This is a genomic window from Polyangium spumosum, from assembly GCF_009649845.1.
Classification (GTDB): Bacteria; Myxococcota_A; Polyangia; order Polyangiales; family Polyangiaceae; genus Polyangium; species Polyangium spumosum.
This window is the reverse complement of record NZ_WJIE01000002.1, coordinates 478,562-503,333: the sequence shown is the minus strand read 5'-3', so window position 1 is coordinate 503,333 and position 24,772 is coordinate 478,562. Positions and strand designations below refer to the sequence as shown.

Annotated in this window: 12 protein-coding genes and 1 pseudogene; 10 read left to right on the top strand and 3 right to left on the bottom strand. The window is 71.2% G+C overall.

Features of this window, described 5'->3' with window-relative positions; translation table 11 throughout:
- Positions 1 to 9 precede the first annotated feature (9 nt).
- The 9 genes from greB to GF068_RS07965 are packed head-to-tail and all read left to right on the top strand — an operon-like array spanning position 10 to position 11,813.
- On the top strand, positions 10 to 483 hold the full coding sequence (greB, locus tag GF068_RS08005) for a transcription elongation factor GreB (protein WP_338046280.1): 474 nt from the start codon (positions 10 to 12) through the stop codon (positions 481 to 483).
- Positions 484 to 539: 56 nt separating this feature from the next.
- Complete coding sequence (locus GF068_RS08000; protein WP_153818726.1) at positions 540 to 1,190, top strand: hypothetical protein; 651 nt, start codon at positions 540 to 542, stop codon at positions 1,188 to 1,190.
- A 14-nt stretch (positions 1,191 to 1,204) separates the two neighbouring features.
- Entirely contained in the window at positions 1,205 to 2,182 is a 978-nt protein-coding gene (locus GF068_RS07995; protein ID WP_153818725.1) for a fatty acid desaturase family protein, read from the top strand.
- Between the two features lie 4 nt (positions 2,183 to 2,186).
- Positions 2,187 to 2,768: a CDP-archaeol synthase gene (locus GF068_RS07990; RefSeq protein WP_153818724.1), complete on the top strand. Its 582-nt coding sequence runs from the start codon at positions 2,187 to 2,189 to the stop codon at positions 2,766 to 2,768.
- Positions 2,765 to 5,317, top strand: a complete 2,553-nt coding sequence (locus GF068_RS07985; RefSeq protein WP_153818723.1) for a PEP/pyruvate-binding domain-containing protein — start codon at positions 2,765 to 2,767, stop codon at positions 5,315 to 5,317. The genes GF068_RS07990 and GF068_RS07985 overlap by 4 nt, the downstream gene beginning before the upstream one ends.
- Positions 5,301 to 5,942 carry a hypothetical protein gene (locus GF068_RS07980; protein WP_153818722.1) on the top strand — a complete coding sequence of 214 codons (642 nt, stop codon included), beginning with the start codon at positions 5,301 to 5,303 and terminating at the stop codon, positions 5,940 to 5,942. Before GF068_RS07985 ends, GF068_RS07980 begins: the two co-directional genes overlap by 17 nt.
- An 11-nt stretch (positions 5,943 to 5,953) precedes the next feature.
- The gene (locus tag GF068_RS07975) at positions 5,954 to 6,937 is read left to right on the top strand and encodes a class I SAM-dependent methyltransferase (RefSeq protein WP_153818721.1); all 984 of its coding nucleotides are present in this window, start codon (positions 5,954 to 5,956) and stop codon (positions 6,935 to 6,937) included.
- Positions 6,934 to 7,665: a 1-acyl-sn-glycerol-3-phosphate acyltransferase gene (locus GF068_RS07970; RefSeq protein ID WP_153818720.1), complete on the top strand. Its 732-nt coding sequence runs from the start codon at positions 6,934 to 6,936 to the stop codon at positions 7,663 to 7,665. The genes GF068_RS07975 and GF068_RS07970 overlap by 4 nt, the downstream gene beginning before the upstream one ends.
- A complete protein-coding gene (locus tag GF068_RS07965) occupies positions 7,662 to 11,813 on the top strand; it encodes an AMP-binding protein (RefSeq protein WP_153818719.1) in 4,152 nt (1,383 codons plus the stop codon). The genes GF068_RS07970 and GF068_RS07965 overlap by 4 nt, the downstream gene beginning before the upstream one ends.
- Here GF068_RS07965 and GF068_RS07960 read toward each other — a convergent pair.
- The gene (locus GF068_RS07960) at positions 11,808 to 15,605 is read right to left on the bottom strand and encodes a serine/threonine-protein kinase (protein WP_170319353.1); all 3,798 of its coding nucleotides are present in this window, start codon (positions 15,603 to 15,605) and stop codon (positions 11,808 to 11,810) included. The genes GF068_RS07965 and GF068_RS07960 overlap by 6 nt on opposite strands.
- Positions 15,606 to 15,721: 116 nt before the next feature.
- Here GF068_RS07960 and GF068_RS07955 point away from each other — a divergent pair, with 116 nt between their 5' ends.
- The gene (locus GF068_RS07955) at positions 15,722 to 17,605 is read left to right on the top strand and encodes a WD40 repeat domain-containing serine/threonine protein kinase (RefSeq protein ID WP_170319352.1); all 1,884 of its coding nucleotides are present in this window, start codon (positions 15,722 to 15,724) and stop codon (positions 17,603 to 17,605) included.
- Positions 17,606 to 18,637: 1,032 nt separating this feature from the next.
- On the opposite strand, the pseudogene GF068_RS47320 reads toward GF068_RS07955, so the two are convergent.
- Positions 18,638 to 18,751, bottom strand: a pseudogene (locus GF068_RS47320) (VCBS repeat-containing protein); the annotation flags it as partial.
- A gap of 68 nt (positions 18,752 to 18,819) precedes the next feature.
- Positions 18,820 to 24,744, bottom strand: a complete 5,925-nt coding sequence (locus GF068_RS07945) for an AAA family ATPase (protein WP_153818715.1) — start codon at positions 24,742 to 24,744, stop codon at positions 18,820 to 18,822.
- Positions 24,745 to 24,772 lie beyond the last annotated feature (28 nt).

Genomic DNA, 24,772 nt, shown 5'->3' with positions numbered 1-24,772 from the left:
CTCGCGGCCGTGCCGAACCCGAACTACATCACGCCCGAGGGGGCGCGCCGGCTCTCGGAGGAGCTCGGCCGGCTCCGGTCGGTGGACCGGCCGCGGATCGTCCAGGAGGTCGCGGACGCGGCTGCGCAGGGCGATCGCAGCGAGAACGCCGAGTACATCTACGGCAAGAGGAAGCTCCGCGAGATCGACCGCCGCATGCATTACCTCACGAAGCGCCTCGAGAGCGCGGTCGTCGTGGATCCGAAGGAGCAGAAGGGCGACAAGGTCTTCTTCGGCGCCGCCGTCGAGGTCGAGGACGAGGACGGCAAGCGGCACACCTATCGGATCGTCGGCGAGGACGAGATCGACAGCAAGGCCGGGCGCATTAGCTGGAAGTCGCCGGTGGGCCGCGCGCTGCTCGGCAAGAGGCCGGGCGACGTGGTGACGGTGCGTCGTCCGGCGGGCGACATCGAGATGGAGATCGTGAGCGTGAAGTACACGTGAGGTGATACGATGTCCGCGTTTTCCGTCGGGCACGCCGCGACGGACCGGAGCCATCGATGTCCCCGCGTCTCTTCTTGCCGCTTGCTTCTGCTGGATGTATCGCCCTGGGCGCCGCCGCCGCGCTCGCAGAGCCGCCGCAACCTTCGTCGCCCGCGCCGCCCGCGCCCGTGACTGCGCCGCCGCCTGCGGAGAGGCCCCCGTGGATGCGTCGGCCCCCGCAATCGCCCGCGCTTTACCCCGGGTGGAGGCTCGAAGAGGCGCCGCGACCGGGCGAGACGGCCGAACCACAATGGTACGGCTGGCAATCGCTGATGGGGATCATCCCTTCGCACGGTATCGCCCTTCTCGGCCTCACCGACAATGACCTCATCCCGCTGATTTACCTCGGCGCCGCCGGGCATGCTTTGACGTCGCCCATCGTGCACTGGGCGCACGGGAACGTGGGGACGGGCTTCTTGAGCCTCGGCGTCAACATCGGCGCGCCGCTCCTCGGCGGGATGATCGCCTTCGAGACCAGGTCGACCGGGCTGCTCTTCACCATGGGCTTCTTGACGATCGTGGGCTGGCCCGTCGTCGATACGCTCCTGTTGAGCTACGAGGACGCTCCGAAGTCGAAGGACAAGAGCGCGCGCCTGATCGACTCGTTCGCCGTCGTGCCGATGCTCGACGGCGACAGGAAAGGTTTGTCCCTCGTCGGCCAGTTCTGACGAGGCGCGGCGCCATGGCTCCCCGGAACGATCCCGCTCGTCCCCCCTCCGCGCGTGACGTGGTGGTGACGGGCCTCCGGCCGCGGGACGCGGAGGGCGCGCTGCATACGCTGATCGCTTGCTCCCTCACGGCGACGGGGATCGGTTTGTCCTCGTCCTCGTCCTCTGCCGCGTGGCTCGCGGGGCAGCTCGTCTTCGCCGTCTCCTTCGTGAAATGGTTCTCCCTGCTCCACGAGGCCGGCCATCACACGCTCTTCGCCACGCGGGGCCTGAACACCCTCGTCGGCCACCTCGCCTCGGTGATCTCGGTCCTCCCCTACACGAGCTGGAAGGCCATCCACCGCATGCACCACAAATGGACCGGCTATCAGGACAAGGATCCCACGACCTCCTCGCTCGTCCCGCGAAAGCTCGGCGCCTTCGAACGCCTGGCCATCAACGTCGCCTGGAGAGCGTGGATCCCGCTGTTTTCGGTCCTCTACCGGGCGCAGAGCTTCTGGCACCTCCCGCGCCTCGCCCGGCTCTTCCCCGAGCTGCGCGCCCGCCGCGCCTTCGTCGGCAACGTCATCGTCTTGCTCGCCCTCTACGCCGCGGCGATCACGCTCGTCGGGCCCGCCGCGCTCTTGCGCCTCGTCGGCCTCGGGCTCTTCCTCGGGTTCGCGTGGATGGACGTCATCATGTTGAGCCAGCACACGCACATCCCGCTCGAGCTCTCCCATGGCGCCGACGTCGCCCCGATCCCTGCGCCCGAGCAGGCGCCGTACACGCGTTCGCTCCGCTTTTCGCGTCTCGTTTCGACGTTCGTCCTGACCGGGTTCGACGCGCACGAGCTGCACCACGTCTTTCCTTTCGTGCCGGGCCCGCGCCTGCGCGAGATCCCGTGGACGCCGCCGAACGAGGCGCCCGCGTGGGCCTGGATTCGCAGGGCCAAGGCCGTCCCGGCCGAGGTCTTTTTGTTCCAGAACCGCAAGACCTCCGGCCTCTCGATCTGAAGCCGTGCAACCCGCTCCGCTCTCTCCGATCGCTTGTGCCGGGCTGCTCGTCGGCAGCTTCGTCATCGGCGGCGCCTGTCAATCCGCGTGGTTCGCGCACCCGCTATCGAAGCGCTTCACGCGGCCCCTCGACGGAGGACACACGCTCCGCGGGCGACGCCTCTTCGGCGACAACAAGACCACGCGTGGCTTCGTGGTCATCGTGCCGGCCACGGCCCTCGCCATGGCGGGCCTCGGGACGTTGGCCCAGCGCCTCGGCCTCGCCGTGTGGCCGGAGGCGCAGCCAGGGCTCTTCTTGCTCGGCGCGGTCGCGGCGCTCGGGCTCATGCTCGGGGAGCTGCCGAACTCGTTCGTGAAGCGCCAGCTCGACGTCGAGCCCGGATCACCGCCGAAGCACCCCGTGGGGCGCGTCGTCGCGGCCGTGGTCGACAGGCTCGACTCGGTCGTGGGCGCGCTCGTCGGCGCATCGTTGGTGGTCGAACTGTCGTGGGAGACGGCGCTCTATTGCCTCCTGATCGGTCCGCCGATCCACGGGCTCTTCAGCGTGCTTCTGTGGGTCCTCGGCGTGAAGAAGAGGGCAGGATGAGCGGGCGCGGGGGGATCGCGGGCGCGTTCGGGTGGGCGCCGCTCGTGCGAGGGTTCGAGGCCGTGGACGAGGTCGCGCTCGTCGGCGGGAAGGGGCGATCGCTGCAGGAGCTCCGCGCCGTGGGGGCGCCCGTGCCCGAGGGCGTGATCCTGACGACGGCGTTCTCCGCGGCGCTCCCGCACGAGGACGAACCCTTGCCGCCGCGTTGCGTGGAGGCGCTCGACGAGGCGCGCCGACGGCTCGGCGGTGGGCCCTTGATCGTGCGGAGCTCGGCCGTCGGCGAGGACGGGAGGACGGCGGCGTTCGCGGGACTGCTCGAGTCGATCTTCCCGGTCGACGGAGGGGATCCCGCGGCCCTCCTCTCGGCCGTGCGTCGCTGCGTGGCGTCTCGCGCGGCGCCACGCGTGCGCGCCTACGAGCAGGCCCGGAGCGTGCGTCTGCAGGGCGTCGCGGTCGTCGTGCAGCGGCTCGTCCAGAGCGCGGCGGCCGGCGTCCTCTTCACCGACGGCGTCTGGTTACGCGGCGAGTGGTGCCGCGGGCACGGACAGGCGCTCGTCGACGGCGCGATCACGCCGGGCGCCTTCCGCCTCGATCGCCGCGCCGCCGAGGCTACGCGTCGCGTCGCGCACGTCGAGCGTCCGCCGGAGGACGGCAGCACGTTCCCGCTCTCGGATCACGCCGCGCGCGAGCTCGTGAAACACGCGACCACCCTCGAGCGGCGGCGCGGCGTGTCCCTCGACGTCGAGTGGACCGTCGATCCCGAGGGCGAGCTCTGGATCGTGCAGGCGCGTCCCGTGACCGACCGGCGCACGTTCCTCTGGTCGAACGCGAACATCAGCGAGAACTTCCCGGCGCCCGTGACGCCGCTGCTCGTCTCGTTCGCGCGTGCTGGTTACGAGGCGTATTTCCGCAACCTGGCGCGCGAGTTCGGGATCGAAGACGCGCGCATCGCCGCGCACGACGAGGCCTTCCGGGACATCGTCGACGCGCACGGAGCGCGGCTCTACTACAACCTCTCGCACATCCACGCGGTGCTGCGGCTCATGCCGTTCGGGGACTGGTTCGTGGACAGCTTCGACGTCTTCGTCGGCGCGGGCGCCTCCTCGCCCGAGGGGCGGCGCGTGGTCGACGAGCTCGCCTCGCTCGCCCGCGTGCTCGCCCACGTGGCGCGCGCCTACCGTGATCTGCCGGCCCGCGTGAGCCGCTTCGAGCGCGTGGTCGACGAGGTCGCGTCGCGGCTTCATCCACGCGAGGTCGCGACGATGCCGTCGCCGCGGCTCGGCGAGGGGCTCGACGTGATCCTCGACGTGCGGCTCCGGCGCTGGATCGACGCCTCGCTCGCCGACTGCGCGGCGGCCGTCACCTACCGGGCGCTCGGGGCCCTGCTCCGCCTGATCGACCACGACGACGCGGGTGCGGCGCACGCCGACCCCGACCCTGCGACGCGACACCACGCGCTGCTCGAGGGCCTCGACGTCGCCGGCGCGTGGTCCTTGCGTGCGCTCTGGGATCTCGCTGTCGCCGTCGCAGCGGACGCGCGGGCGCGCGAGGCGCTCGTGGCGTGTGGCGGGTCGTTCGCCACGTTTCGAGCGGCGCTCGCGCCGGAGATCGGCGCGCGGGTCGACGACTGGCTCGATCGGTTCGGCTTCCGCGGCTCGGGCGAGCTCTTGCTCACCGAGCCCTCGCTCGCGGAGGATCCGGACCGCCTCTTGCCGCTGCTCACGCGGTACGTGGAGGCCGTTGGGGATCCAAACGTCGAGAGCCCCGCGCGTGCCCTCGAGCGCCAGCGCGCCGCGCGCGAGCGCGAGACGGCGCGGCTCCGCGAGCGGCTCGGGGGGCCTCGTCGCGTGCTCCGAGCGCTCTTCGATGCCCTGGTGCGGGCGACGCAGACCTCGGTGCAGCTCCGCGAGCGCGCGCGGTTCCGGCAGGCCTTGCTGTACACGCGCCTCCGCGGCGTCGCGCTCGCGCTCGGCCGGAGGTTCGTCGAGGCCGGGATCACGGACGCCGTCGACGACGTGTTTTTCCTCCGCTTCGACGAGCTCGTGGACCTCGCGGCCGACCGCGCTCCTCCGGGCGACGTGCGGGCCCTCGTCGCGTCACGGCGCGCCGAACACGCGGCGCTCTCCGCGCTCGATCTGCCCGACGTGTTCACCCTCCCCGCGGGTGCGTTCGTCCTGCCGACCGATCTCGACGTCGCCGCGTCGCCCTCGATCGAGCTCCCTCCCGAGGGCGGGGTCTTGCGTGGCGTGCCGGCGAGCGGAGGCCGCATCTCGGGGCGCGCGGCGGTGCTCTCCGGGCTCGCCGATGCGGGCAAGCTCGCGCCGGGGGACGTGCTCGTGGCGAAGCAGACCGATCCTGGCTGGGCGCCCTTGTTTTTCCTGGTGAAGGGCCTCGTCCTCGAGCGTGGCGGCATGCTCTCGCACGGCTCGATCCTCGCGCGTGAGCTCGGCATTCCTTCGGTCGTCGGCGTGCCCGAGGCGACGACGCGGATCACGCACGGGCGCGACATCGACGTCGATGGAGACACGGGGCATGTCCGCCTCGACTGACGCGCGCTGGATCCTCGCGTGGCTCCGCGAGCGGATCCTCGTGTCGTCGCACCTGCTCGTGCCGCTCGCGCTTTTTGTCGCGCTCGCAGGCGGCGTGGGCCGCGTGCTCGTGCGGACGGCGATCGCCTTCCTCGGCATCGTGGCCTTTCGCCTGTGGGACGACGTCGAGGACGTCCCGCACGATCGAGAGCACCACCCGACGCGTGTGCTCTGCCGCCTCGCCTCCACGCGGGCGCCCTTTTTCGTCGCGCTGCTCGGGCTCACGCTCACGGCGGCCCTGATCGCCTTCACCGGCGGCGCGCTCTGGCCGTTCGTCGGCGTCGTCGTCGCCTCGTTCGGCGCCTTTGCCGCGCGCGCGGCGTGGCCTCGCCTGCGCTTGCTCTTCACGCACGTGCTCCTGCTCAAGGTGCCCGCGCTTGCGCTCGCCCTCTCTCGCCCCGAGATGCCCCTCTTCTGGAAGGTCGGCGCCGTCCTTTCGCTTTATGGCGCCGTCACTGCGTACGAGCTCGTGCACGACGACGACGCGCGCCGCGCGCCCCTCGCGTCGGCGCTGGCCCTCGTCGACCTCGCCTGCCTCTTCGCCGGGCCTGTGATCTGGGTCCGGTTCCCTCGCGTTTTCTTTTGAAGGATCCGACGATGACGACGACCGAGGCCTCGATCCCGCAGCAAACCAAGCCCCGCATGGAAGACAACGCCTGCCCTGGTTGCGGCGGGCGTGACGCCGATTTCCTCCTCGAGGCCGAGGACGACCTCACCGGCAAACCCGGCCGCTTCCGCTTCGTCCGTTGCCGCGCGTGTGGCCTCGCCCATCAGAGGCCGCGTATCGTCCAGGCCGACATCGGCGCCTATTACGATTCCGAGTACATCGCCCACCGCAAAAAGAAAGATTGGGGCGTGTTCACGCCGCTCTACGAGTGGGGCATGAACGGGCACGACCGCCGCAAGGTCGAGCTCTGCGGCAGGTACGTCCCCTTGCGCCGCGGCATGCGCGTGCTCGATATCGGCTGCGCCGTGGGCAGCTTCCTGCAGATGCTCCGCAAAGGATACGGCGCCGCCGTCACCGGCGTCGACTTCAAGGATCTCCGCGGCCATCCGCTGCTCGAAGGCGTCGATTTCCGCGTAGGCGTGCTCGCCGACGTCGATTTCGGAGAGACGCGCTTCGACCTCATCACGATGTGGCATTTCCTGGAGCACGATTACGAGCCTCTGCAGACGCTCGAACGCGCGCGGGGCTTGCTCGCGCCCGGGGGGCGTATCGTCGTCGAGGTGCCGCGCCTCGATTCGACGACCTTCCGGCTCTTCAAGGACCGCTGGCCCGGGCTCCAGGCGCCACAACACACCGTGCTCTTCGACTGGAGCACGCTCCGCGCGATGTGCCAGAAGAGCGGCCTCTCCATCGTCGACCACCTGCCCTGGGGCGCGTTCCCGGCCTATTTCTACCTCTTCGCGGGCGCGGCGTTCCACGTGCTCCGCGGAAAGGGGCTCGACGTGGGCAAGGCGATCGGCCCGTACTTCGCGGGACAACTCGCGCTCTCGCCGATCTTGCTCTTCGAGAAGCAGCTCAACCTCGCCATGCAGACGATCGTCCTGGAAAACCCCGCGTCGGGGAACTCGCCGTGAGCCTCCAGCGCATTCGGGCCGTCGTCGCCCTCGTGCTGACCATTCTTTTCGTCACGGCGCTCTCGCCGCTCTTCGTCGTCGTGCGGCTCCTCTTCGGCCGGCGCGCCGCGGCCGAGAAGCTCGGGGCCTGGGCCGCGTCCGTGGTCCTCGGCCTCGCCGGCATCTCGGTCGAGGTGCGCGCGCCCGTGTTCCCGCTGCCGGAGCGCCGCGTCGTGTACGTCTCGAATCACACCTCCTCGATCGATCTCTTCGTGCTGCTCTCGCTCTGCCTGCCGCGCGCGTGGTTCTTCATGAAGCGCGGCGCGTGGGTCTTCCCGCCGGGCGCGATCGTGGCCATGTGCGTGGGCACGTTTTTCACGGTGCCCCAGGCGTACACCGAGAAACGCCGCGAGCTCTTCGCCGCCGCGTGTGAGGTGCTCCGAAGAACCGGCGACGCGGTGTATCTGAGCCCCGAAGGGACACGCGTGACGACCGGCTCCGTGGGGCCGTTCAACAAGGGCGCGTTTCACCTGGCGGCCGCGCTCGGGGCGCCGATGGTCCCGCTCTACCTCGAAATTCCGAAATCGGACAACCCGGGCAAGAGCTGGGTCATGCCGCGGACGAAGGTGATCGTCCACGTCCTGCCCGACGTCGACACGAGCGATTGGCGGCCCGAGACCGCGCGCGAGCACGCCGACCACGTGCGCGGCGTCTATCAGGCCTTCGAGGCCGAGCGAGCCGCGGCGTGAGCCCCGCCTTCACGTTCCTCCCCGCAAAACTACGTCGGCGCGCCGAAACGCGCGGGGACGAGCTCGCGCTCGGTTTCCTCGACAATGGCGAGGACGTCACGGACGAGCTCACCTGGGGCGGGCTCGATACACGCGTGAACGACGTGGCCGCCGTCCTCGTCGCGTCGTTCCCGGAGGGCACGCGTATCCTCTTGCTTTTCCCGCCGGGGCTCGATTTCGTGATCGCCTTCCTCGCCTGCCTCCGCGCAGGCAGGGTGGCCGTGCCGGCGATCCCGCCCGATCCCCACAAGCCGGCCCGGAGCCTCTCGCGGCTCGCCCACCTCGTGCGCGACGCCGCCCCCGCGGCGGTGCTGTCGACGGCCGCCGTGGAGCCTTATCGCCCGATCCTCGAAGGCGCCGTGCCCGCGCTCGCGGGTATGCCCTGGATCGACGTCCGCGAGGTCCCGCGCGCGAGCCTCACGATCGACGATCCCCGCGAGGAGGGCCTCGCCTTTTTGCAATACACCTCGGGCTCGACGGCCGAGCCCAAGGGCGTACGTATCCTGCGGCGGAACCTCTCCCATAACCTGCACGTCATTCACGGCGTCGCGCCCGCGACTCCACGCGCGTCCGTGAGCTGGCTCCCGCAATTCCACGACATGGGGCTCATCGAGGGGATCCTGCTCCCGCTCGACGGAGGCTGGCCCGCGTGGTTGATGCCGCCGTGGGCCTTCCTCGAGCGGCCCGCGCGGTGGCTCTCGGCCATCGAGCGATTCGGGGCGACGCGCAGCGGCGGGCCGAACTTCGCGTACGACCTCTGCGTGCGGAAGATCGACCCGGCCGCGCGCGCGAAGCTCGATCTCTCCTGCTGGGCGCAGGCGTATTGTGGCGCCGAGCCCATCCGCGCGAGCACGCTCTCCGCGTTCGCCGCCGCGTTCGCGCCGTCGCGGTTCTCCGCCTCCGCGTGGTTTCCGTGTTACGGGCTCGCCGAGCATACCGTGCTCGCCTCGTGCCGCACGTTTGCGCCCTTCACCGTCGAGCGCCTCTCGGCCGCGGCGCTCGCCCGGGGCGAGGCCGTGGAGGCGAGCGGCGAGCGCGGGATCGACGTGGTCTGCGTCGGAGAAATCCCGCCGCTCGTCACGCTGCGGGTGGTGGATCCGGAGATACGCGTGCCGCTCCCGGACGGGCATATCGGCGAAATATGGCTGCGCAGCGGCAGCGTCGCCGATGGATACTGGGGGCACGACGAGGCGACGCGCGAGGTGTTTGGCGCGACGCTCGCCGGATCGGTCGGAGCTGAAACCTTCCTCCGCACCGGCGACCTCGGTTATCGCCGCGGGGATCTGCTCTTCCTCGTGGGCCGGCAAAAGGACGTGCTCATCCTCCGCGGCGAGAACCACCACGCGCACGACGTCGAGCGCACGGCGGAGGGCGCGCACCCGGCGATCCGGCGAGGCTGCGTCTGCGCCGTTTTGCTCGAGGACCAGGGCGAGCTCGGGGAGGCGCGGCCCGTCGTGGTTTGCGAGGTGGGCGATTCACTCGACGAGGCGGGCCGCGCCGCGGTGATCGCCGCGGTCCATCACGTGGTGTCCTTCGAGCACGGGATCTCCGTCGATATCGCGCTCGTCCCGAAACACACGCTGCCGAAGACGTCGTCGGGCAAGCTCCAGCGGCGGGCGACGGCGGCGCTCCTCCGATCGGGCGAGATCGAATGGCCTGCTCCTCCGGCCCCCCTGCCGGATCCTCCGCCGGGGGAGGAGAGCACGATACACGCGGCGCAGCGCGCCCTCGCGAAGGTCACGGGGCTCTCTCTCGCCGAGATCGATATCGAAGCGCCCCCCGCTCGTTTGCCGCTCGACTCTTTGCAGGCCGCGGACGCCGCGGCGGCGCTGGGAGAGCTGCTCGGCCGGCCCCTCTCCCTCGACGCCTGGGGCCGAGCGCCGACGCTTCGCGCCCTCCTCGAGGGCTCGGGGCCGCTCGATACGCCGTGGATCCAGGACCTCGCGCGTCCCCTGCCGCGCCCTTCGCCGCGCCGAACGGGCGGCGGGGCCATTCTCGTCACGGGCGGGACGGGTTTCGTCGGGCGCGCCGTCGTCGACGAGCTCGCGCGGCGAAACAAGCGGGTGCTCGTGCTGGCGAGGGGAGCCGCTGGCCCCTCTGCTCTTGCGGGTGACGTCTCGTTGCCCCATTGCGGGCTCGCGGAGGACCAGTATCACGCGCTCGTCCGGGAGCTCGACGTGGTCGTGCACGTGGCCGGGGCCGTGAACTGGGTCTTGCCTCATGGATCCCTCGCGCCGACGAACGTGGGCGGGACGGCCGAGGTGATCGCCCTCTGCGCCGCCGCGGGGGCGCGCCTCGTCCACGTCTCCTCGCAGATCGTATGCCACGACGGCGCGGCCCTCCCGGGCGCGGTCCTCGGCGACGACGAGCCCCCCTCGGCCCTGCACGCGCGGCTCCCGCGCCTCCCGCTCGGTTATGCGTCCTCGAAGGCCGCCGCCGAGCTGCTCGTCACCAGGGCGCGAGAGGACGGGCTCTCCGCCACCATCGTGCGGCCCTCGCTCGTGCTCGCCGGAAAGGACGGCGAGGCGAGCGTGGACGACGTCGTGGCCATCCTGCTGCGCGCCTGCGTCGAGGCCGCCGCGGCCCCGGATCTCGATATCCCCTTTTCGGTTTGTCCTCGTGATCACCTCGCGCGTGTCCTCGCCGATCTCGCCTCCGCGGGGCCCGCGCTCGTCCACGTGGGCGACGAGTCGCGTAGCCTGCGCGAGGTGGTCGCGTGGCTGGCGCTCGCCGGTCATGACGTCCCCCTCGTGCCGTGGGAGTCGTGGCTCGCGCGTATCGAGGCGCTCGGCCTCCACCGGCGCGGGCGATTGCGAGGCCTCTGGCCCTTCTTCCGCGCCGGCACCTTGCGCCATTACGAACGCTCGCGGCGCGCCGCCATCCTCATCGACCCGGCCTTCCGCGGCGACGAGCCCGTCGACCCCGCGTTCCTCGACGATCGCCTCGCCGCGTGGAGGGCGGCCTCCGCGCTCCCGCCGCCGCCCCGCCGCGGCGCCCGCGCCACCGCGGCCTCACGCGCCTTGCCCGAGCCGCCTCGCGAGGTCGTCGTCGACGGCGCCGTGCACGAGGTCCAAGCCGCCCGCGTCCTTCCGGCCATCGCGGGCAGCGGCCTCTTGAGCCGCCTCGCGCGTGGCTTCTGCGATCGCCCCGTCGGCGTGTACCCGGCGACGCTCTCGCTCGACGACGGCCGCGTGCTCGACGTCGTCCTGAAGGCGCCCGCCCGCGGCGACGAGCTCCGCGCCCTTTGCACGGGCGTCGCGCGCGCCTCGAGCCCCGCCCTGGCCGCCGCGCTCGAGACCCACGGCCACTGGCTCGACGTCGCGGCGGCGGACACCCGCGAACGCGCGCTCTACGCGCTGGATCCTCCTGCCCTCGCCCGCGTACGACCCCGCTGCTTCTCCGCGTCCGGCGGCGCGATCGGCGCGCCGCTCGTCCTCGAGAGGTTGTCGGAAGGCGACCAGGTGGAGGCCCTCGACGCCATCGAAAAACCCTGGCCACTCGCCTCCGTGCGACGCGCCGCCCTCGGCCTCGCGCGCTTGCACGCGGCCTTGCGCGGGCCCGCCGCGGCGCTCTCCGCCGTGCCCTTCGCGCGGCCCGCGGGGACGGGCGCGGCCGAGCTCGTGCCCTTGTGGGAGGCGCTCTTCGAGCACGCGCGGACGCGTATCGACGCGGACGTCGCGCGGGCGGCGGCGCCCCTGCTCCGCGACGTCGGCTGGGCCGAGGCGCTCTCCTGCATGCCGGCGACGCTCCTGCACAACGACGCCAATCCGCGGAACCTCGCATTACGACGATCGCAGTCGGACGCGGAGATCGTCCTCTACGACTGGGAGCTCGCGTCGATCGGCCCCGGGACACGCGACCTCGCGGAGCTCCTCTGCTTCACGCTCTCCCCGGAGACGAGCGCCGACGAGGTGTTTCCGCTCGTGCGCGCGTACGCCGCCATCGCCGCGCCCGGCCTCGACGACGAGGCCCTGCGTGGCGCTCTCCGCGCCTCGCTCGCGTGGCTCTTCCTGGATCGATTGACCACGTACACGGTGGTCTCGCCGGTCTTCGATTTGCCGTGGCTCGGGCGGGTGCTCGCGACGTGGCGCAGGCTCGCCTCGTCATGACCACTCGCGGCCGAGCCTCCGGATGCGCACGTTCGCGGGGACACGCGTGAGGAAATGCCGGCGGTAGACCGGGTCGCCGATCGCGGCTTCTCGCGCGTCGAGCTCGTCGCAGGCGTCGCGCAGCGCGCGCCTCGCGGCCTGCGTCTCCCCGGCGGCCATGAGGGCCTCCGCGAGCGTGAGGAGCACGCGCTCGAGCCCACGCGGGCCGATGCGCCAGTGGAGGTTGAGGGCGTCGCGGGCGACCGTCACGGCCTGGGCGGCGCGGCCACGCGCGAGCAGGAGCCTCGCGCGGAACCACGCGCAGGCGGCCGCCACGAACGGGTATTCGCGGCTGCTCGTGGCGTCGATCAAGGTCTCCGCCTCCGCCACGGCGCCTCGCTCGACGTGGGCCTCGATGAGCGTGAGGCGGCCGATGGCGCTGACGACGTTGCCGTCCTTGCCGTGCGCGCGATCCGCGACGGCGCCCGAGATCGTGATGGCCTCCTCGAAGCGGCCCTGCGCGAGCCGGAGCTGGCCGGAGTACGCCGCGGCCACGTGCGCCGCCATGCTGGAAGGGCGCGCCGCCGTGCGTTCGAGCCACGACTCGGCCTCCTCGAACGCGCCGAGCTCGGTGCAGACGCCGACGAGCATCGCCGCGGCGACGGGGACGACGTGGCGCTCGCCGCCTTGCTCCAGATAGCGCACGGCGTCGAGCGCGTGCTCTCTCGCGAGCCACGGATTGCGGCCGAGGTTCTTCTCCACCATCGCCGACGCGTACGCGAGCGCGCCGGCCCTCGACGGCTCCACGTCCATCGTGGCCGCCATGATCGCGCGCAGCTTCTCGAGGAAGACGAACGCGTCGCCGTCGCCGCTCCCCGCGAGCGCCGCGATGAGCGGGGCGAGCGCCCGCGCGAGCGCCGAGAGCGCGTTCGGGGCGGGCTCCGTCGCGAGGACGCGCCGGCTGAGGTCGTGCAGGGTCTCGTGCCGGCCGAGCAACATGGCGCCCCCGATGGCGCCCTCGAGCGCGATGTAATGGGCGATGGAGCCGGGGGTCGTGCGCCGCAGGGCCTCCTCGGCCGCGGCGAGCGAGGCCTCGTAATCGCCGGACGCCGAGGCGATGCGGGCCCGGAGCGCCCAGAGGTCCGTCGCGACCTCGTCGGCGGGCCCGGCGGCGAGGCCCCGCTCGACCGCGCGTAGCCCCGCCTGGAGGTCGTTGCCGCGCATCGCCGTCTGGGCCGCGCGCGCGTGCCAGTGGGCGGCCCGCGAGCCCTTGCCGCCTCGCTCGAAATGCATCGCCAGGACCGCGGGGTCGGGCTCGCCCACGCGCTCGAGCCAACCGCCCGCGAGCCCATGGCCGAGGACACGATCCCGCTCCGTCAACATGGCATACGCCCCCTCGCGGAGGAGCGCGTGCCGGAAGGCATACTCTTCCTCGCCCACGAAGCGCCGCGAGCTCCGGCGCGTCACGATCTCGCGCGCGACGGCCTCGTCGAGCGCGGCGTCCACGTTCACCGGCCGGCGCCCGCCGAGCAGCCGCCGCACGCCGTTGGGCCAGAACACCTCGCCGAAGACGCTCGCCGCGCGCAGGAAATGGCGGACGTCGGACGGGAGCGCGGCGAGCCGGGCCTCGACCATGCCGAGCACGGTCTCCGGCAAAACGCCGCTCCGGCCCTCCGTGACGGCCCGGACGAGCTCTTCCAGGTAAAACGCATTGCCCTCGGACCTGTCGACGAGGGCCACGACGAACGCCTCGGAGGCGTCGTCGCCGAGCGCGGAGCGCACGAGCGCCGTCGCGGCGCGGCGAGGCAAGGGGCCGAGCCGGACCTCCTGCGCGCGCTCCGCCCAGAGCCGCGGGAACATGTCGTGGATCTCGGGCCGGGCGAACGCGACCACCGCGAAGGGTTCGTCCCGGAGCTCGCGGAGCGCCGTGTCCACGAGCTTGACCGACGAGACGTCCCCCCAGTGCAGGTCCTCGAGCACGAGGAGCGTGGGCCGGGCCCGGGACGCCGCGCGCATGAACTCGACCCAGGCCGCCTCGATTCGCTCGGCCATGAGGTGCGCATTCTCGCGCGCCGACCGCAGCCGCGGGTTTCGCTCGTCGGGGAAGGCCGCGCCCACGAGCTCGCCGAGGAAGGGCGCCGTGCCCTCGGCCGCCTCCGCCGAGAGCAAGGCGCCCACGGCCGCCGAGACCTTTTGCTGCTGGAGCTCGCGCCGCTCGCCGACCTCGATTTGCATGAGCATACGCAGCGCGGAGGCGATCACCGAAAAGGCGGCGCCCGAGCGCATGACGTCGGCGCGGCCGACCGCGAGGCCGAGGTCGGGGACCCGGCGGCCGAGCTCCGTGAGGAGCTCCTGCCGCAGGCGCGATTTGCCCATGCCCGCGGGCCCCGTGACCAGGACGGCCTGCGCCCGCTGCTCGTCGAACTCCTGCTCGAGCAGCTCGACGAGCCCGCGCAGCTCGCGCTCCCGGCCGACGAAGGGGCTCGGGTTGCCGAGCAGGGTGCGGATCTCGTCGCCACGCGCGTGCTCGCGGACGAGCCACGCGTGGCCGGCCTGCTCCTCGATCTCGAACCGAGGGTCGAGCAGCGAGCGCGTGACGTCGTCGACGATCACCCCCGACCGCCCGTTTTTCCTGGCGCGATCGAGCAGGAAGGCCACGAGCTCGACGAGCTCGCCGACGGGGAGCCGATCGGCGAGGTCGCTGCGGCCCGTCACGAGCCCGATGACGCGCGCCGTCGAGGCGGCGTGGATCGTGAGCGCCGCGCGCGCCGCGCGCGCCGCCTGATCGGTCGCATTGCCGGCGCCACGCATGACCATGAGGACGGTGCCCCCCGCGAGCGCGTCGACGGACGCGCCGAGGGGCTCGGCGACACGACGGACCTCGTCGAGCGAGCTGCGCCCGCCGGCCGCGATGGCGACGATCGACAGGAGCCGCCGCTCGCTGTCGCTGAGCCGAGAGGCGGGGATGCTGCGCACGGACGGCGAGCTCGACGAGGTCGTCACGGGAATGGACGCGAGCTCGGCCGCGAGCGCCGCCCCGTCGGCCGGCCTCTGGGCGGGGATCTTGGAGAGCATGCGGGCGCAGAGGCTCGAGACGGGGGCGGAGACGTCCGGGCGCACGATCGCGAGCTCCGGGGGCTCTTCGAGGAGGAGCTTCGCGAGCAGCGCCATCGGGTGGGAGCCCTGGAAGGCCGGTCGTCCCGCCAAACACTCGAAGAGGACGCAGCCGAGGGAGAACACGTCGGCGCGTGGGCCGACGACCTCGTCGCCGCGCGCCTGCTCGGGGGCCATGTAGCCGGGGGTGCCGAGCACGGAGCTCGGGCGCGTGAGCACGTCCCCGGAGGAGAGGCGCGCGATGCCGAAATCGAGGAGCTTGATACGGTCGAAGCGGCGCTCGACGAGGAAGATGTTGCTCGGCTTGATGTCCCGGTGGACGACGCCGCGCGCGTGCGCGGCGCCGAGGGCCTCGGCGACGCGGCGGACGAGCGCGAGGCTGGCGTCGATTTCGAGGGGCCCGCGCGAGAGGCGGGTCGCGAGGTCCTCGCCCGCGAGCCACTCCATGACGAGGTACGGCTCGCCGGCGCTCGTGACGCCGTGCCCGACGTGCCGGACGATGGTCGGGTGCTCGAGCCGCGCGAGGATACGCGCCTCGGCCAGGAATCGGTCGACGCCGTGATCGGGGTCGCGCAGGACCTTGAGGGCGACGGTCTCCTGCGTCGCGAGGTCGCGGGCGCGCCAGATGGTCCCCATGCCGCCGGTGCCGGCCTTGGACTCCAGCTCGAACCGCCCGTCGACGATCTCCCCGCTGCGCATGGCGGGGGGATCCTCGCCGAACGGCCCCATCAATTCAAGGATTTCACCGCGTCATCCATGCGGGATTCATGCCACGCGGCGCCCGCCCGGGACCAACTGCGGTAGGATGCGCGGTGATGCCGACCGCTGGTCATCACCTGACGCCGACGCTCAAGCTGGTTCGTCCTCTGGAGGCGGGCGCGATGGGTACGGTATGGGCCGCGGAGGACCTCGCGCTCGGCGCGCGGGTGGCGGTGAAGCTCATGGCGCCGGCGGACGCGCACAACGAGGCGGCCATCCTGCGTTTCCGACAGGAGGCCCAGGCGGCGGCGCGTATCAAGAGCCCGTACGTGGCGAGCGTGCTCGATCACGGGGTGACGGCGCAGGGACAGCCCTACATCGTGATGGAGCTGCTCGAGGGCGAGACGCTCCGCAGGCGCATGAAGCGGCTCGGGCCCTTGCCGTGCGAGGACGTGGTGCGGCTCTTCGGACAGGCGGCGCGGGGGGTCGGGGCGGCGCACGCGCTCGGCGTCGTCCATCGCGACATCAAGCCCGAGAACCTGTTCGTGATCGAGGTCGAGGGCGCGCCTTTCTTGAAGGTGCTGGATTTCGGCATTGCGAAGCAGCTCGACATGACGTCGCGATTGACATCGACGGGCGCGGCCATGGGGACGCCGCCCTACATGAGCCCGGAGCAATACGACGACACGAAGAGCGTCGATCACCGCACCGATCTCTGGGCGATGGCGGTCGTCGTGTACGAGATGCTGACGGGGCAGCTCCCGTTCACGGGCGCGTCGCTCGTGGCGATGGCGTACGCCGTCGCCAAAGGCGAGTTTTTACCGCCGAGCGTGCTGCGCGCCGAGGCGCCGAGGGCGGTCGACGCGTGGATGGAGCGGGCATTCTCGCTCGACATGGAGGCCCGGTTCGGCTCGGCCCTGGAGATGGCGGAGGCATTCGCGGCGGCGATGCAGCCCGCGGAGCCACGCGCGCCGCGGTCGGCGAGGCTGCATCACCCGCGGACGAGGGGCCTCTCGCCGCCGCCCGCGCCGGCGCCGGAGGGAATTCGAGGCGGCGGGGAGCTGCGGCTGCAGATCGTCGAGGATCGAGCGCGCGGGTTTTTGTCCGTGTCGGCGCCCGGCACGTGGGCGCGCGCCATCGCCTTCGACGAGCGCGCCGAATCTCTTTTCATGGCATTCGCGACGGGCGAGGTGTCGTGCCTGGACCTCGCGACGAAGCGGCTGCGCTGGTCGTGCCTGCTCCCCACCCGGCTCGTTTGCCTCGGCGTGGGCGCGGGGGTGCTCGCCGTGGGCGCGACGGACGGCAAGATTTTCCTCTTCGACCCGGTCCGCGGGAGGTTATCGAGCACGTTGGTCCACGACACGACGGTGGTGCGCGCGCTGGCCATCGACGCCGGAGCGGGGACGCTCGCCGCGTGCAGCGACGGGGCGCGCATCAGCTTGTGGCGCCTCTCGACCGGGGAGTGTCTCCGGGTCGTGGAGGACCACGCGGACGGGGTCCGCGGGATCGCATTCGACAAGATGAACCGCCTCTGGGCGTCGGCCTCGCGTGACGCCACGGTGCGCTTGTGGGACGCGGGTCTGCGTCCCGTGCACGTCCTGCGTGACCCCCAGAGCGCGGTGGGTTGTGTGGCGTTTTCGCCGGACGGCAGCTTCCTCGCGGCGGGCCGCGGGGACCGGAGCGTGCTGGTGTGGGCGGTGCGCGGCTGGGTTTTGCGACGTACGCTCACCGGCCAGCGGGGGCGCATCTGCTCTCTTTCTTTCCTCCCCGACGCGGGGATGCCGGGCGCGCTCGTCTCCGGCGCGGAGGACGGCACCATGCGCGTCTGGGCCGTGGAGAGCGGCAAGGTCCAGGTCACGCTGGGCGCCGGCGGGGCCGTCGTCGAATGTGTCGCCGCGAGCCTCGACGGCCAGCGTATCGCCTCCGCGTCCGCCGATGGGAAGGTCCACGTGTACCGATGGCCGATCCATCCGAGCATGCTCGACACCGTCGTGAAGTGATCCGACGGCGTGTCCCGGCGAGGTGACGTGCGCCTTCGGGCGCATGTCGTGCGGAGACGTGTATGTATCGTTCAGGACTGTGCACGTGTCGTTCAGAACCGTGCATGTGTCGTTCATAATACTTTGTGCGTCGTTTAGAACTGTGCACATGTAGTTCAGGCGAGTGCACATGCTGCTCCGAGCTGTGTACATGGTGATTCTCGCCATGCGCGTAGTGTGTCGAAGGATGCAGAGCAGCTTCCTGACGTCGTGTAGGGCTTTCCGAAGTCTGCGGGCGCCTTACAGTGTCCGGTGACGTGCATGCGGCTTCATGCACGTGGCTTCCGACCTCCTGCACGAGGTGTCCGCTCGATGATCCCGCTCGCCGTGAAGGAAACGCACCCCCGGAAGGACTTCACCAGCATCACGCAGCTCGGCCTGAAGGCGCTGCACCTGGGGCAAGCGCACGCGGGCGCGCTGGAGGAGCGGCTCCCGGAGGGGCTCTGCGCGGGCCTCGCGGAGGACCTTCAGAAGCTCGGAGAGGTGATCCCCGCAGCCCTGAAAGCCCGCGCCCAGGCCGAGGCCGCGACGGCCGAGCAACAAAGCGCGGTCGAGGCGGGCGCGACCCTCGTGCGACAGTTCCGCGCCGCCGTGCGCCGGGCGAAGGCGCCGGTCGACGTGCGACACGGCTACGGGATCGGCCGGTACATGAACCCGCGTATCGTGCGCGACGTGAAGGCCGCCCTGCAGCAGATCCTCGCGCGCGGGAAGGGTAACCCGGCCGAGGCGAAGTCACTCGGGATCGTGAAGAGGGACCTCGACGGGATCGAAGCCGCGCTGGCGGCGATCACGGAGGCAGACAGGGCGCAGGAGAAAAAACGCGCGAGCGCGCCAGAGTCGACGCGGGAGAGGAACCGGGTGGCAAACCGGATCCTGGCGGCCGTCGCGCGGATCGAGGGGGCCGGGCGGCTGGAGTTTGCAGGCAATGAGGGGATGCGGGCGCAGTTCGAGGCGCTGGGGGGAGGGCAGAGGGGGCGGAGGAGGCGGGCTTCCTCAGAGAAGCGGGGCGACGTAGACGCCGTCGTTGCCAAAGCCGATGACGTCGAGCCGACCGTCGCCGTTCGTGTCGGCAAGCAAGCGAGGGTGACGGTCCACGCGCCACTTCCCGGGTCAGCGGCCGTTCTGCGAAGTGAGCAGGGCGGCGAGGTCGGCGGGGGGATTGGTGCCGGCTGCCCTTAGTTATGCGTGCCCCCCGCGCTCTCGGTCGAGAGCGGCAGCTCGACGCAGAAGGTCGAGCCCCGGCCGACCTCGCTCGACAGGCGAATTCGCCCGCCGTGCGCCTCGACGATGGTGCGCGTGATGTAGAGGCCGAGCCCGAGCCCCCCGTAATGCTGCGACGAGACGCCGCGGCGAAATCGCTCGAAGAGCTGCGCCTGCACCTCGGCCGGGATCCCGATCCCGTGGTCCGTCACCGCGAGCCGTGCGACCCGATCTTCCGCGGTGACGGTGATCTCGATCGGCGCTCGTTCCCCGAACTTGATTGCATTGGTGAGGAGGTTCGTCACGACCTGCTCCAGGCGGTGTGGGTCCCACCTTCCGATGACCGGCTGCTCCGCGCGCACGGCGAGCGTGCTGCCCGACCGCGCGATCTGGTTGTCGAGATGGGCGACGACCTCGCCGACGAGCTCGCGCAGATCGATGGGCGTCCTGTTCAGCTCGAGCCTCCCCGCCTGGATCCGCGAGACGTCGAGGAGCATGTCGACGAGGTTGTCGAGGCGCTTGATCTGGCGGCCGGAGAGGGCGACCGCGGATCGCACGCGCTCGACGTCCATGCCCCGCGCGAGCGTTTGCCCTAGCGATTGAATGGCGAGCTGCAGGGTGGTGAGCGGGGTGCGGAGCTCGTGCGAGGCGATGGAGAGGAACTCGTCCCGCAGGCCGACGGCCTTCTCCGCCGCCGCGCGCGCGCGGCGCTCGTCTATGAGGAGCCGATCGCGCTGCTCTTCGGCGCGCACGCGCGCGGTCACGTCGCGGAAGCTCCAGACCCGCCCGACCACGCGCCCGTCGAGGCGCTGCGGCTGCGAATAACGCTCGAAGACGCGTCCGTCCGCGAACAGGATGATATCGAAGCTGCTCTCCCCGGGCGAGGCATAGAGGGCGCGGACCCTTTGCAGGAACGCCTCGGGCTCGAGGAGCTGGTCGCAGACGAACGTACGGAACGTGTCGTCCGACCCGGTGGCGAGGACCTCGTCGGGGATGCGCCACATCTCCGCGAACCTGCGATTCTGACGCACGACGCGCAGCTCGCCGTCGACGACGAGGATGCCGTCCGCCGTCGATTCGAGCGTGGCCTCGAGGAGCGAGTAGGAATGGCGCCGCACGTCCTCGGCGTGCTTGCGGGAGGTGATCTCGGTCGAGATACCGCAAATGCCGCCAGGTGTTCCGGTGGGATCGCGGAGCGGGAACTTGAGGGATATGTACGTGCGTGCGCCGCCGCTCTGCGGGGCCCGCTCCTCGATCTCCATGAGCCGACTCTGCTGCAGGACGAGCAGATCGTTGGCGCGATACTCATCGGCCTGCGCGCGTGGGAAGAGTTCATAATCGGTCTTGCCGATGACCTCCTCGCGGCGCAAGTGGAAGAGCTCTTCGAACCCGCGGTTGACGAGCATGTAGCGCCCCTCGGGGTCCTTGGCGAAGATGACGGCGGCCGTGTTGTCCACGATCGACCGGAGGAGCTCCTGGCTCTCTCGAACGGACGCCTCCGCGCGCCGGCGCACCGCGTTCTCCTGCTGCAGGTCCGCATAGAGGCGCGCATTCTCGATGGAGATGGCCGCCTGGGCTGAGAGCAGCCGGATCACCTCGACGCGATCGGGGGTGAACGCCGAGCGGGTGAGGCCGTTCTCGAGATAGATCACGCCGGCGAGGCGGCCCTTGCAGACAATGGGCGCGGCAAGCAAGGAGCGAGGCCGCGCGCTCGCAAACCAGGGATCACGCCCGAACGGCTCGTCGCTCGCGCGGTCGTCGAGGACGACCGTCTCGCGCGTGCGCGCCACGTACGTCACGACGCCGGCCGGCAGGTCCGGGCGGCCCTCGAGGGGCGTCGCGCCGAGCATGTGGACGGCCGCCTCGCCGATGCGGTGCTCGGCCTCGACGACGAGCCGTCCGTCGCGCAGGAGTAGGAGGACACCGCGCCGCGCGCCGGCGTTCTCGACCAGGATGCGCAGGATCCCGTCGAGCAGGCGGTCGAGGACGATCTCGCCCGAGATGGCCTGGGAGGCCTTGAGCACCGAGTTGATGTCGAGCGCGGCGCCGGCCTGCGGGCTGCTCTCGCCGCGGAGGATGTCGCCGGGGACGAGGTCGGGGTAGGAGCGCTCGAGGCGCCGCATCGCCTCGGTCGCGCCCCATCGGCCGTACGCCCGGTGCGCCTCGGTCAGGTAGGCGCGGGCGATGGTGGTCTTGCCGAGCGCGCGGAAGGAGAGGCCGGCGAGCTCGTTGGCGAGCGCCTCGTCGTGGAGGTAGCCGCCGCGCTGCGCGAGGGCGATCGCCTCGTCGTAGCGATCCCCCGCGGCGTGTCCATTGCCGCGGACGCGCTCGAGCTCGGCGCCGAGCAGGGCGCTGCGGTGCGCCATGTTCTCCGGGCAGAGGTCCGCCCAATGCGAGAGCTTTTCAGCGAAGGTCTCCGCGCGGGCGAGGAAGAGCGCGCGCTCGTCCGGGGAGACCACGTCCGCCGCCCGGGTGAACGCGATGCCGGCGTAGCCATGGAGGGCGGGGGTGCCGAGCCAGGCCGCCACGGCCGGGATCTCGAGGTTCAGCGAGAGCGCGGTGCGCGCCGCTTCCTCGAACGCGCCCTGAAAGACGCCGAGGAGCACGGTGTAGCAGCAGGCGCAGAAGAGCGTGCCCTGGTCGTCGATCCGGCGGGCCTCCTCGAGCACCTCGTCGATGTCCATCCACGCACCCTTGAGCTTGGCCGGGTGCGCGGTCTCGACCGAGAGCTGGTGCGCGAGCTGTCCAATCGCGTCGACTTTCCAGGTGATTCTGCACGTGTCGAGCTTGCATATCGGCTGGTAGCTCTGCGCCTCTGCGAGAAGACCGGAGAGCGGGACGCCGCGGAGTAGGCTGTACTCCAGCGAGTTCCCCGCGTTGTAGAACGACCAGACGTACTGGCCCGTCTCGAGCCCGGCGTGCATCCCCGCGAGCACCGACTCCTTGCAGGCGGGGTAGCCCTCTCTCCAGTGCTGCACGAAGGCGCCCCACATGTTGCGGAGCATCGCTTCGGACTTCTTGTCCGGGTGGCGCTCCGAGAGGTCAATGGCGGCGCGGCCGAAGCGATAGCCGAGCTCGATGTCGCCACGGCCGCAGAGGAACATCCCGAAGTTGATGCAGCCGAAGATCGCGTGCTTCGATAGCCCGTGGCGCAGTGTGTTCTCGAGGATCTTCGCGACCGTGATGGCGAGGTTGTTGGGGCTCAAGAACCAGCAGGGGAGGAACAGCTCCTCGAGCACGTCTTGTACGGCGCGGATCTCCGGGTCCGCGAGCGGCGGCAGGTCTGGCATCGCCTCGAGCGTCGTTTCCCGGACGAGCGCCAGCGTCACCCGGAGTTGGGCGTCGACCATGGCGTCGTCAGGGAACAGGGGCAGGTCGATCCCGAACGGGCGCAGGGCCGAAAGTCCCTCTGCGAGCGCGGCGGGCAGGTCGTTCTCGACCACGTGCACGCCCATCTCGAGCCGCAGCACCTCGGTGCGATCGAGCCGGCTCGTGGCCCGCTCCAGGCTATCGGAGAGGCTCGCAAGGGCGTCGCCGTGCTGGCCGCAGAGCGAGAGCATGAGGGCAATCTTTTTCCCGTACTCCAGGCGGAGCGGGTACTGCGACGTCCAGGCGTCCTCCGGAAGGCGCAGGAGGCCGCGCTTCAGGTAGCGCAGAGCGGCGCCGAAGGCGGCTGAGTCCTCGGCGCGGCAGGCGGCCTCGAGGTTCATGCGGGCGAGGCGAAGGCGCTCCGCGGGGGCCGACACGAGGTCGCCCGCGCTGTTCATGTGGCCGACGACGTCGAAGAGGTTCCGGCTCTCGGAGAGATCCAGCTTGGCCGCGAGCAGCCGGCCGATCCGAAGGTGGAAGGCAGGCCGGTCCGCCTCCGGGATCATGGCGTAGGCGCCCTCCTGGACCTTGTCATGAGCGAAGCGGTAGCCCCAGCGCCCGCGTGTCACGAGCCCCTCGCTCACGGCGGGATCGAGGCGGCCGTACGCGTCCTCCGGCGAGCACTCGCTCACCGTGGCGAGCACGTCGAGCCCGAACCGGTTGCCGATCGCCGCAGCGAGCTTCAGAGCAGCCTGGGTCGTCGCCGGTAGCCGCGCGATGGTGCGCACCATGAGGTCGACGACGTTGTCCGTGTACGCGAGCGCGTCGATCCTGGCGAGGTCCCAGCGCCAACCTGACCCGGCTGCGAACGTGAGCACGCCGTGGTCGTGCAGCGATCGGACGAACTGCTTGACGAAGAACGGGTTGCCGCCGGTCTTCTTCATCACCGCGTCGGCGAGCGGCCCGCAGTCGCCGCGCCCGAGGCTGTCCGAGAGCATCTCGAGCAGGTGCGGGCGCGCGAGCGGGGCGAGGACGATGTCGCGCACGACGAGCCCGGCGTGCTCGAGCTCCTCGATGGTCCTGACGAACGGGTGCCCGGGCGACACCTCGTTGTCGCGGTAGGCGCCGCAGAAGAAGAGCGCCTCGCGCGAGTCGTCGGCGAGCAGCGCGCGGAGCAGCCCGAGGCTCGCGGGGTCGATCCACTGGAGATCGTCGAGGAACAGGACGAGCGGATGCGCGCGCCGCGCGAACACCGAGACGAACAGCAAGAAGCACCGGCTCAGGCGGTTCTGCGCCTCGAGCGGACCGAGCGCGGGGACGGGCGGCTGCGGGCCGATCACATGCAGGAGCGAGGGAACGACGTCGCAGACGACCTGTCCGTTCGGCCCGAGCGCCTCGAGGATCGCGCTCCGCCAGCGTTGGACGCGCTCCTCGCTTTCGGTGAGGATCTGCCGCACGAGGCCGTCGAACGCCTGGATCACCGCGCTGTAGGGCGTGTCGCGGTTGTACTGATCGAACTTGCCGCTCGTGAAGTAGCCCTTCTGCCGTGCGAGCGGCTGCAAGATCTCGTGCACGAGCGAGGACTTGCCGATGCCCGAGTAGCCGGAGACGAGGACGACCTCGCGGCTCCCCGCGAGCGCGTGCTCGAACGCGGCGGTGAGCGCCTCGATGTCCTGCTCGCGGCCGTAGAGCTTCTGGTGGATCTGGAACAGATCCTGGCGATCCCGCTGACCAGCGACGAAGGGCTCGATGGTCCCCGTGTGGCGTAGCGCCTCGCGGCAGCGCTCGATGTCGGTGAGCAGGCCCTCGGCGCTCTGGTAGCGGTCCTCGGCGTTCTTTTCGAGCAGCTTGAGCACGACGGCGGAGACGGCCTCGGGGATCGTCGGATCGACGCGGGAGGGCGGCGTGGGCGCGAGGGCGAGGTGCGCATGGATGAGCTCCATCGGGTCGAGGGCCTCGAAGGGGCGCCGACCCGTGAGCGTCTGGTAAAGGATGACGCCGAGCGCGTAGAGGTCGGTCCGGTAGTCGACGCCGCGGTTCATGCGGCCTGTCTGCTCGGGGGAGACGTAGGGCAGCACGTCGGCGAGCACCTCGGGAGCGTAGAGCCGCTCGTGCGCGCGGGTGATCTCGGCGTCGACGCCGAAGCTTTGGATTTTGACCGCGCCGCGCGCGCCGGAAAGCACGTTGTGCGGGCGCAGATCGCGGTGGACGAGCCCCGCCGCGTGCACCGCGGCGAGGGCTTCGGCGAGCGCGGCCGCGAGATCGAGCGCCTCGCCGACCGGCATTCTGCGCGCCGGGCGCGCGGCAAGGACGCGCGCGAGATCGTGGCCCGGGAAGTCCTCGGAAACGACGATCAAGGAGCCGGCGAGCTCCTCGACGCCGTGCACCGCGACGAGGCGGGGCGACGCGATGCGCGCGATGCGCTCGTACTGGTGCTTGAAGCGCGCGACCTCGGCGCCGGTCGATCCTTCCGCGCGCAGGACTTTCAGCAAGACCCGGACGCCATCTCCCTCGCGGCGCGCGCGGTACAGACGAAAGTTGGCGGTCTGCTCGATCTTCTCGCAGAGCGCGTAGCCTCTCACGACGGTCATCGAAAACCTTGCTCGCTCGCCTGCGGAT

Bases quoted from the DNA above. Each gene is read 5' to 3' on its own strand.
- GF068_RS08000 (WP_153818726.1), top strand. From the start codon at position 540: ATGTCCCCGCGTCTCTTCTTGCCGCTTGCTTCTGCTGGATGTATCGCC.
- GF068_RS07995 (WP_153818725.1), top strand. From the start codon at position 1,205: ATGGCTCCCCGGAACGATCCCGCTCGTCCCCCCTCCGCGCGTGACGTG.
- GF068_RS07985 (WP_153818723.1), top strand. From the start codon at position 2,765: ATGAGCGGGCGCGGGGGGATCGCGGGCGCGTTCGGGTGGGCGCCGCTC.
- GF068_RS07980 (WP_153818722.1), top strand. From the start codon at position 5,301: ATGTCCGCCTCGACTGACGCGCGCTGGATCCTCGCGTGGCTCCGCGAG.
- GF068_RS07975 (WP_153818721.1), top strand. From the start codon at position 5,954: ATGACGACGACCGAGGCCTCGATCCCGCAGCAAACCAAGCCCCGCATG.
- GF068_RS07960 (WP_170319353.1), bottom strand. From the start codon at position 15,605: ATGCGCAGCGGGGAGATCGTCGACGGGCGGTTCGAGCTGGAGTCCAAG.
- GF068_RS07955 (WP_170319352.1), top strand. From the start codon at position 15,722: ATGCCGACCGCTGGTCATCACCTGACGCCGACGCTCAAGCTGGTTCGT.
- GF068_RS07945 (WP_153818715.1), bottom strand. From the start codon at position 24,744: ATGACCGTCGTGAGAGGCTACGCGCTCTGCGAGAAGATCGAGCAGACC.